A 10,571-nucleotide genomic window follows, 5' to 3' on the forward strand; every position below is an offset into this window, starting at 1 on the left:
TGCGTGAGTCATTAGTCGTTAGTCCTTTGTCATTTGCCATTGGACTAATAACTAATGCTCAATTTCTCATTCTCCATTCCTCACTTTCCATGTTCAATAACCCATGACTACTGATAAGCAGCTACACATCTACACAAAAGAAAATCAGCATACATTGCAAAGACTAATTAGAGCGATCGCACTTTCTGAAGGTCAATTTGCCCTAATTTTAGTTCGGTGTAACTATGGGCAATTACGTGAACAAATGTTAGAAAATATTCGCTCTATTAGCAAAGACATTTATTTCAGAGAAATCTTTCTAAATCCATCAACTACTTCCTTACATAATACAATAATCTCAGAACTATCTTTAGATAATCCTGCTGTCCTTACAGATTGTTTGCCATCAGCTGTAATGGTTTTTGGTATTGAGTCAACTATAGACATAGAAAACTTACTTACAGGTATCAACCAAGCGCGAGATATCTATGCCGTGACTTTTCCATTTCCAGTGGTGTTGTGGCTACAAGATGATGTGGCATCATTGCTTTCAAGATTAGCACCTGATTTTAAAAGCTGGGCTGCAACCACGATTAAATTTGAAATGGCAAAAGCAGATTTAATTGCTTTGATCCAACAAGAGACAGAATCTCTATTTACTAAAGTTTTAGAAGCAGGTGCCGAAACATTTTTATCTAACGCCTCCCTAGATTTAGATCCTACGTCTCAACACCGCCACGAAATAGAATCAGCCCGTAATGATTTGCTGCGCTTGTACGGCGTTAAATTAACACCAGGATTAGAAGCTAGTTTAGAGTTTGTTATAGGGCGAGATAAATACGCCAACGATCAAATTAATGGTGCTTTAGCCAATTATCAAAAAAGCCTAGCATTGTGGCAGCAAGAAACCAGGAGAGTAGCAGAGTGGGAAAGTAATTCTTCTTTACCCCTCTCATCTTTACTTAAGCAAGCAATAGTAATATTCCATCTGGGGCTGTGTTATCACCGAATGGCGGACTTACATCAAAATAGTAATAGAAGCTATTGCGAACATGCTCTGTCGTGGTTTAAACAATGTCTAGAAATATTGGAGGAAGTACAAAGAGAAGACTTAGTTGCTAAATTTATTTTGCCTGCTTGTGAAATGCTGCAACGTTTACAAGCCTGGAATGACTTAAAAGAATTAGCTCAAAAGTCATTACATCTACATCAAAGCTATGGAAATCCTGCACAAGTTGCTCAAGATTATGGCTTTTTGGCAAGTGTGGCAGCTTCTGAGTCGAATTGGATACTGGCTCATGAATTAGCGAATACAGCACTTTCTATCTCCGAAGAAGTAACACAAGCTTCTCTGCAAGATGCTTTACGAAGACGACGACAAGAAAGTTGGTATCTTCTCTTGCTAGCACGTACACAGAGGCATCTCGGTGAGCCAGAGGAGGCTATTAATAATCTGGAATGGGCGAGGGTAGTTTGTGAGCTACAACATCAGCCATCTCTTTATTTAGAGATTTTAGAGGAACTGCGATCGCTTTACTTTTTTGAGCGTCATGACTATACAGAAGCCTTTAAACTTAAGCAAGAAAAAATTCAAATAGAGCATCAATATGGCTTTCGTGCTTTCATTGGGGCAAGTCAATTGCAGCCGCAACACTCTAAAATTAACCCAGCATTGGAACCTCAAAAAATACCGTTTATTCCTGAGGGAGTTGCCCAAGAAATATCTGCTTCTGGACGGCAGCAAGATGTCAATCGTTTGATTGAAAGAATTAGTCGTGCAGACTACAAGCTTACAGTAATTTATGGCCCATCTGGTGTAGGTAAAAGTTCAACTCTCAAAGCTGGTTTAGTTCCAGCGCTCAAAGGTAAAGTTATCGGTGAACGCATTCCTATACCTATTGTTTTGTCTGTTTACACTGATTGGCTCACAGTCTTAATAAGCAGTCTAAATCAAGTGCTGGCATCTACAGGAATATCGGTTAATCTTGACTCTACACCCACTATACTCCTAGAAAAAATTCGGTTAGCAACCGAGCGTAATTATACAATAATTATCATCTTAGACCAGTTTGAGGAGTTTTTCTTTATTAGTAACTTTCCCAGTGAAAGAATAGAGTTTTACCAATTTTTTAGTGAATGTTTAAATATTTCATTTGTCAAAATTATTCTATCATTAAGAGAAGATTATCTACATTATTTATTAGAATTTGAACGGTTAAGCCAAAAAAATAGTATTAGTTTATATGATTTAGGCGTAATTAATAAAAATATTCTTGATAAGGATATTCGCTACTATCTAGGGAAATTCTCTAGCCAGGATGCTAAAGCCATAATTCATAGTCTTACTCAGCGTTCACATTCCGAACTAAGTGATGAATTAATTAACCGATTAGTCCAGGATTTAACAACAGAATTAGACGAAGTACATCCAATTGAATTACAAATAGTTGGCGCTCAACTACAAATAGAAAACATTACCACACTCGGACAATATAAACTTTGCGGTGGCTCGGCAAAATTGGTAGAACGCTGGCTTGAGGAGGTTATTAAAGATTGTGGTCAGGAGAATGAAGAGTTAACTTGGAAACTATTATTTGAGTTAACTGATGAAAAAGGCACGCGACCGTTAAAAACTAAAGCTGATTTAGCGGCTGCATTAGTTAATAATCGTGATATAGATACAATATCAAGCTTTGAAACAGTTGGGGAACTGATTTTAGAAATATTGGTGGGTTCAGGTTTGGTGTTGCGAGTTAGAGAAGAATTAGGCGATCGCTATCAGCTAGTTCACGATTATTTAGTTGAACCGATTCGGCAAAAGAACAATTATGGTATGCTCGCGGAATTAGAAAAAATCAAACTTGAAAAAACTCAAGCTGAAGTCGCCCAACAACTTAGTCAAAAGCAACTCAATTTGGTATTGCAACGACGACTGCGGGAAGCACGAATAGCAGGCGCAGTGCTGGCAATCATGGGGGGAACAATAGCAACATTATGGTGGCAAGCCGACTTGCAAAAAAGAGCAGCAATCCGCCAAACTCTACGAGCTGAACGTAGTGAAAGCAACTTGAACATTAGTGCGATCGCTGCTGCTAGTGAAGCTTTATTTACCTCTAATAAAGAGTTTGATGCCCTATTAGAAAGTTTACGCGCTTGGAGAGAACTTAAACAGGCAGATGGAGTGCAACCAGACACCCGAATGCGGGTGGTGACAGCCCTGCAACAGGCAGTTTATGGGGTAACAGAGGCTAACCGCTTAGAAGGGCACGCTGATATTGTCTGGGGATTAGCTTTCAGCCCAGATGGTCAATTGCTAGCATCAGGTAGCCGAGATCAGATGGTGAAACTTTGGCGTCCTGACGGTACTCTACTCCAAACCCTTAAAGGTCACACTGATGCTGTAACTTGTGTAACTTTTAGCCCGGATGGTCAATTTATCGCCTCCGCCAGCCTCGACAAAACAGTGCAAATCTGGCGCAAAAACCTGATTACAGGTGAATTTGACCACAAGCCATATAAAACCCTCAAAGGATACGGTGATTCTGTTGACAGCGTTAGTTTCAGTCCTGATGGCGAGTTGTTAGCTACTGGCAGTCAGGATACAACCGTAAAAATCTGGCGCAAAGACGGTAGTTTAGTAAAAATCCTGAAAGGACATCAAGGGTGGGTTAACTGGGTAAACTTTAGTCCCGATGGTCAATTTATCGCTTCGGCTAGCGACGACAAAACAGTGAAAATCTGGCGACGGGACGGTAGCCTTGTTACAACTTTGCAAGGACATCAGCAGAATGTGACAATGGCTATTTTCAGCCCAGATGGTAAATTTTTGGCGTCAACAGGTCGAGACAAAACAGTGAAACTTTGGCGGCGGGAAATTAACAGCACTAAAGACGGTTTTGACTTTCGTCTTGACAAAACTTTACGGCAGCATACCAGGAGAGTGTGGAGTTTGAGCTTTAGTTCCGATAGTCAAAAGTTAGCTTCCGCAGGTGAAGACACTACCATAAACCTCTGGACTATTAATGGTACCTTACTCAAAACCTTCAAAGGACACAGCGATGCTGTTGTCAGCATCGCTTTTAGTCCAAATAACAAATTTTTAGCTTCGGGAAGTTATGACAAAAGCGTGAAACTATGGAGTTTAGATGCCCCAAAACCTTCTATTCTTCAAGGGCATCAGAAACGAGTTTCGAGCATTGCTTGGAGTCCCGACGGTCAGATGCTAGGTTCTGGTAGTAGCGATCACACTGTCAAACTTTGGCAACGATACACCAGTAGTGGCGAGGTCAAAACCCGACTTTATAAAACTTTAGTGGGGCATACAAATCAAGTTACTAGTGTCAGTTTTGATCCTAAAGGTGAAATGCTGGCCTCAGGAAGTTTTGACAAAACAGTTAAACTTTGGCGGCTTGACGGTAGTTTGATCATGACTCTCTACGGGCATAGCGATAGTGTGACGAGCGTGAATTTCAGTCCTGATGGTCAGTTTTTAGCATCAGCTAGCAAAGATAAAACAGTCAAACTTTGGAACCGTGAGGGCAAGTTGCTCAAAACCTTAGTGGGGCACCAGGGTTGGGTAAATAGCGTCAACTTTAGCCATGATAGTCAGGTTTTAGCCTCTGCCAGTGATGACCAAACTGTTAAACTTTGGCAACGAGATGGTACGTTGTTAAAAACTTTATCGCCCCATGACAGCTGGGTGACAGGTGTCAGCTTTAGTCCTACTGACGAGTTACTGGCTTCTGCTAGTTGGGATAACACTGTGAAACTGTGGCGGCGAGATGGAACGTTATTAAAAACTTTATTAAAGGGGTACACTGATAGCGTCAATGCCGTTACTTTCAGTCCCAATGGTGAATTGCTCGCCGCCGCCAGTTGGGACAGTACAGTGAAACTCTGGAGCCGTGATGGCAAATTAATTAAAAGTCTCAATGGGCATCGCGCTGGGGTATTTAGTGTCAGTTTTAGCCCAGATGGTCAAACACTAGCATCAGCGAGTGATGACAACACGATAATCTTGTGGAATTTAAATCTTGACAACTTACTTGTTCGTGGTTGCGACTGGGTGGGCAATTACCTCAAACACAACCCCAATCTAGAGGAGCGCGATCGCATTCTTTGCGATGGTATAACCAGTAAAAACCCCTTTTAATTAAGAATTAAGAATTACGAATTACGAATTAGCTTGAAGCCTCAATGAGCAACCGCTCTTGGTTTAGCGGTTGATGAGGCGATCAGAGTTGTTAATTCACAGCTAGAAATTTATTTTGACATGATCAGCCGTATGAGCGATCGCTCTCTAAAACTTCATGATTATTTTCTGCGGGAGCCTCTTGTGGCAAATTTGCTAAAAAGGCTTGTAGTCTCATGCGCTCAATATAAGGCCAGCCTCCCTCAGACTCAATATCTTTCAGTAGTGAGTAGAGTTGCCGACGGTTAACAGGCAAACTCTCTTGAAAAACTCCATCCCGGATCTCTCGGTGTAAATACTCCAATTGCCGAAGCATTGCCAAAAGAGCCACACTATCGCCTTGACAACCTTGAACTGCATCATACACCACAGTTGCGATCGCTTGCAGTTTACAGGACAACTCTCCTGATTCAAGATTTTTGTTATCGTTCATGCCATCCTTTCCGTATAAATGAGTTCAACTCAAATTTACCGAAGATTTTTAATTTTCCCTAGTTTGCCAATAGTTCTCCTAAAAAATGAACCTTCTGTAAGCTTCTAGAATCTCCCTTTCCCCCTGCCCCTTCCTTGAGTCAGAGGTGAATATAACTAGATTTGTATCTTTATCAAAAGCAATTGCGATCGCTCGTAAAAGAGCGTAGTAACCTTTACCATAGGCTCCACGGTAGCTAGACGCGATCGGGATGAGACTTTCTTGAATTTTGAGTACTTTGATTTTGAGTTAAAAAAAATCGTATGATCTGGCTGATTTACCCATCAAACAATGGGCTGTATGTAGTGGCGTCACATACATGATACAAAAAGACTTGGGCGACGCCGCTTTTGCTATATGCAAGAGCAAAGTGCGAAGCAGCGACACGTTTAAGTACGTTTAGCAGAGAAAAGTTTGAGTGGCGACTGCCAACCTATACGCCCGGACACTTGTTTCAACTCAAGAATCAGAGCAATACAATGTCCGATAAAGGATGGCTTCTCGTCAAAGATCAAAGCTTCGATGCAGTTTTACAACTTAGATATTAATTTTTGAGATTGAGGTTGACCATGAGGTATCGCGCTTTAATTGTTGCATTCTTGGCTTTGTGCCTGGGGCTAATAACAGCTTGTAGTGATGCTCCTGCTGTTAGTAGTGGTAGAGATGTACTCACTTACGATCAAATTCGCGGCACTGGCTTGGCTAACAAATGCCCCCAACTAGCAGAAACAAGCCGTGGCTCCATTCCCATTGATTCTAGCCAGTCATACACCATCAAAGAACTTTGCTTAGAACCAACTAGCTTCTTTATCAAAGAAGAACCTGCTAATAAACGCCAACAAGCAGAATTTGTTGCTGGCAAATTGTTGACCAGATACACTTCCACCATTGACCAGGTGCAAGGCGACATAAAAATCAACTCAGATAATAGCCTCACCTTTGTGGAAACAGATGGTCTTGACTTCCAAGCCATCACTGTGCAACTTCCTGGTGGTGAACGAGTACCTTTCCTCTTTACTATCAAAAACTTGGTTGCTCAAACCCAACCCAGTTTGAGCAGTATTAACACCTCTACAGACTTTGAAGGCACCTTCAAAGTTCCTTCCTACCGTGGTGCTGCCTTCCTAGATCCAAAGGGTCGTGGTGTCGTTAGTGGCTACGATAATGCTGTGGCTCTCCCCGCCCAAGCGGATGATGAAGAACTTACGCGCACTAACGTCAAGCGTGCTGAAAATCTTAATGGCAAGATTTCATTGCAAATCGCTAAAGTTGATAGCTCTAGTGGTGAAATTGCTGGTACTTTCGAGAGCGAACAGCCATCTGATACAGATTTAGGTGCTGGCGAACCTAAAGAAGTTAAGATTCGCGGTCTATTTTTTGCACGGGTTGAACCGGCTCGTGCCTAAACTCTCTGGAGTTAGGTAACTGACTGGCACTCAGAACTACAATTCTGTAAGCATCAGGTTTCATAACAAAAGTTAACTTTTTTGCCCCCATTCTCAGGGCTGTTTCATTTCTATAAAAGCATTACAGCGACGAAAAGAGACAAAGGTTCAAGGGGAGACAAGAGAAAAATTCTTCCTTCCCTTGTTCCCAGCTTTTCAAGAGGCTTTTAAAGAATGAAACAGCCCTGCCTTTTTTTTAGCGTTTTTTACAAATAAAGGACAATACACTTGGGTTAAGCATTTTCTTTTCTCTGTTTTGCGCCAGTTGCTAAAGAGCGGGAACGCCAAAGACGAACAAGTCGCGAAACCGCAAGGGCGCACTGGCTTCTCTGCGCCTCTGCGGTAGACTGCGGCAAGCTCTCCGGGTAACGCTCCTAACGTCGCTCTAAGCGTAGTCCTACGGGGAAGCAAGCTACGCACAGCGTCTCCAAAATTTGCCATGCCGTAAAGCCTGCGGCATAGCTACGCTTAGGGCGCAGCCTCTCGTAGAGAAGGCTTTACGTTGCGCTAACAGCAGTCGCTCATGGGGAAACCCCCTACAGCCCTTCGGGCATCCTACGGCAGGCGCTAGCCTCTCCCTTTGGGAGAAAACCACGCCGCTTCACCGCTTTGCGTCTACGTTAAAAAATTTGACTTTGATAAAAAGTTTTAGCCTTAACTGAACCGTATTGAATATAGAGGAAACTTTAAATACAACAAAGGGTGAAATACCTTTTGTTATCTCTTTTTGCGTAAATTTACGTATTATTTTCTGCAAATTATTAGTAATTTTTAATTATTGGCTGAATTTAGTTTAATGAACACGTAATTTTACTGTAAATCAAACTTTTGCTTATCCAACAAAATTACGGCTACTGTTGTTTTTTTTATAGAAATTAGCTTCAGCATTAATTAATTAAAGTTAAGTACAATCTCGGTTTTACATTTGGTAACTAATTTTATATTTTATTTCTATGTAGTCCTAAAAACAGCTACAGAATACACCGATTTTGCTTATTTAAACTTTGCTCGATTGTCAAGTAAGTTTGTGGAATTTTCTTTAGAAAAACGTTGTTATCTACCAGAGAACTTGCTAAAGCATATAGCACGACATTAGCTTTGATATCGTGCGATCGCCACCGAAAAGGGCGGGTACGCCATCGCAGCAGAGTTTAAAACAGAGAAATTAATTGTTGATTTACTTAATAAACATGGTGCTATGCCTACCACAACAACCAATGAACTGAAACATGAAATTTGGCAGTTGTTGCGAGAATATCAGCAATCTCCGTCAGAAAGTATTCGCAATAAGCTGGTAAAACTCAATATTGGACTTGTGAGAAAAGAAGCTCACTACTGGACGAATCAATGTCATGAAACCTACGATGATTTGCTCCAAGTTGGATCTTTGGGTTTAATCAGGGCTATTGAAAAATTTGAACTTTCCAAGGGACATGCCTTTAGTTCTTATGCTCTTCCCTATATTCGGGGTGAAATTCAACACTATCTGCGAGATAAAGGTGTCACCGTGCGAATTCCTCGCAAGTGGTTAGCACTGCAACAGCAAGCAATAGGAGTGTCACGTTCTTGGCGTGAAAAGCATAATCGCCAACCAACAGACTCGGAATTAGCAACAGCACTGGAAATTTCTCCAAACGAATGGCAAGAAATTAAATTAGCGTGGATAAATCGCGCTCCCTTGAGTCTTGATGTGCCAATCCAAGATGGAGAAGAAGGCTCTACTTGTTTGGGAGAATTAGTTCCAGATCCTAACTATCGCAGCTTTCAACTAGTACAAGAAGACCAACTTCGCTTGCAACAAGCATTGGTTCAGCTAGAACAACGCACCCGCGATGTGTTGGAATGTGTATTTTTACAAGATTTAACACAAAAACAAGTTGCAGAACATCTGGGAATTAGTGTGGTAACAGTTTCCCGTAGAGTTAAGAAAGGTCTGGATTTGATGAAACAGCTTATGGGTGTGGCAGAAGATTGATTGCATAAACACCAAGCCGCAGTTATACCCAGTAGGTAGTGCTAAAAATAACCCTCAAAATTTAAAAAATTAAGTTATAAAGGTAACATACTTTGCCTTTGATACAAGTTTTAGGCATGTTGATTTTCACGTTCCAATTTTTCAATGGCTTTTGAGAACAGCTCATGGGCAGAAATTTAAAAATTACAATTGCAGCTATTTTAACTTTGGCGATCGCTGGATGTGCTTCTGAAGATACACCACAAGCCATCAATCCTGCGCCGATTCCTAAAATAGCAGCAAAGTCGCCACCAACCACTCAATCCTTTAAGAATCCAGTGATACCTGCCAAAGAGGTTTCACAAGTTACTCCTGCATCTGCTAACTTGATTCAATCCACTAATGCTACAGAGCGGGTACAGTTAGTTCAACTATCAAAAGATCGAAGTGATCCGTTTGCACAACTTTTCGGGCAAACGGTTACCGGAATGCCTAAAACATCTGGAAGACCGGTTCCTGTGGTGCCTAAGCTACCTACTCCATCAATAACAGTCCGAAAACTTCCAACACCCAAAATAGCTTTAAATCAGAAAAAAAATAAGATTGCTTCTGTACCAAAAAAAGTCAATCCTAGTTTGATCTCAGTCTTACCTAAGGTTTTGCCTCAAGTTGTCCCTAACCCAGCTTTAATATCTGTATTGCCACCGCCAGCACAACCTGAGTTAGCAAAGGCAGTTGTTGTGACTGGTGTAGTTTTAATTAGTAAGGAACCACAGGCAATTATCAAAGTACCGGATGAGCCGACGAGTCGCTATGTGCAGGCGGGACAGCGATTAGCAAATGGCGTACTGGTTAAACGTATTGAAATGAATCAGGGCTACAATCCGATCGTGATTCTTGAACAATATGGTATTGAAGTTGCCAAAATGGTAGGAGAAGGGGCTGTCAATTCAACGCCGTCAGCTGCATCTGCTAGCGGCAATCCTGTGTCAGTGACAACGCCTCCCTCAAATCCTGTCAATGTTGGAGCTTCATAAAGATGGAGACTAAGGAAAAAATTGAATTCGCTGGTTTACCTTTAGCTGTCTATAGAGAGATAGCAGCTCATTTACATCAAGTCAAAGGGGTAGAAGTGGAGTTAATTCCCCAGTCATCCCAAGAGTTTGATTACAATCAAAGTCAAATTGATGGCTTGTGTATCTCGTGGACAGCAAACTCTGGTTCAGAAAGTCGGCAAAGAGTTAACCAGATTTTGGCTTACTATCAAAATCGCTATATGAATTCTATTTGATTTGTGAAAATTGAAATTTTAGATTCCCGATTTCTCAAATAAGTCGGGAATTTTGTTGTTCAAAAATGACTAGCCCTTTTAAGGTGGCGTTGATTCGAGAAGCTCGGCAGCTACTGTAACTGTCTTAAGAAGTTAAGTTTGCCAGTAAAGTTGGGTGTCATTTCAGAGTGTCAATCGATGGGAGAATGGACGAAGCAAACTAATTCCCCTAGCACTCTAACAGATTGAAAAATTGTTAC

The 10,571-nt window shown here is 41.3% G+C and carries 6 protein-coding genes; 5 read left to right on the top strand and 1 reads right to left on the bottom strand.

Annotated elements, in window-relative coordinates:
* Nucleotides 1-103 precede the first annotated feature (103 nt).
* Nucleotides 104-5,131 (top strand): hypothetical protein, encoded by a 5,028-nt coding sequence (locus tag RMZ43_RS30065; protein WP_322652390.1) that lies wholly within the window; start codon nucleotides 104-106, stop codon nucleotides 5,129-5,131.
* A 124-nt stretch (nucleotides 5,132-5,255) separates the two neighbouring features.
* Here the strand turns inward: RMZ43_RS30065 and RMZ43_RS30070 are convergent, their stop codons facing one another.
* On the bottom strand, nucleotides 5,256-5,603 hold the full coding sequence (locus RMZ43_RS30070) for a hypothetical protein (RefSeq protein ID WP_322647782.1): 348 nt from the start codon (nucleotides 5,601-5,603) through the stop codon (nucleotides 5,256-5,258).
* A 608-nt stretch (nucleotides 5,604-6,211) separates the two neighbouring features.
* On the opposite strand from RMZ43_RS30070, the gene RMZ43_RS30075 reads away from it, so the two are divergent.
* The 4 genes from RMZ43_RS30075 (at nucleotide 6,212) to RMZ43_RS30090 (ending at nucleotide 10,332) form a co-directional block, all read left to right on the top strand.
* Nucleotides 6,212-7,048 carry a photosystem II manganese-stabilizing polypeptide gene (locus RMZ43_RS30075; RefSeq protein ID WP_322652389.1) on the top strand — a complete coding sequence of 279 codons (837 nt, stop codon included), beginning with the start codon at nucleotides 6,212-6,214 and terminating at the stop codon, nucleotides 7,046-7,048.
* 1,237 nt (nucleotides 7,049-8,285) lie between these two features.
* Nucleotides 8,286-9,062: an RNA polymerase sigma factor SigF gene (locus RMZ43_RS30080; protein ID WP_322647780.1), complete on the top strand. Its 777-nt coding sequence runs from the start codon at nucleotides 8,286-8,288 to the stop codon at nucleotides 9,060-9,062.
* 164 nt (nucleotides 9,063-9,226) lie between these two features.
* Nucleotides 9,227-10,078, top strand: a complete 852-nt coding sequence (locus RMZ43_RS30085) for a hypothetical protein (RefSeq protein ID WP_322647779.1) — start codon at nucleotides 9,227-9,229, stop codon at nucleotides 10,076-10,078.
* A 2-nt stretch (nucleotides 10,079-10,080) separates the two neighbouring features.
* Entirely contained in the window at nucleotides 10,081-10,332 is a 252-nt protein-coding gene (locus RMZ43_RS30090; RefSeq protein ID WP_322647778.1) for a hypothetical protein, read from the top strand.
* Nucleotides 10,333-10,571 lie beyond the last annotated feature (239 nt).

This window comes from Nostoc sp. CmiVER01, assembly GCF_034531135.2.
Taxonomy (GTDB): Bacteria; Cyanobacteriota; Cyanobacteriia; order Cyanobacteriales; family Nostocaceae; genus Nostoc.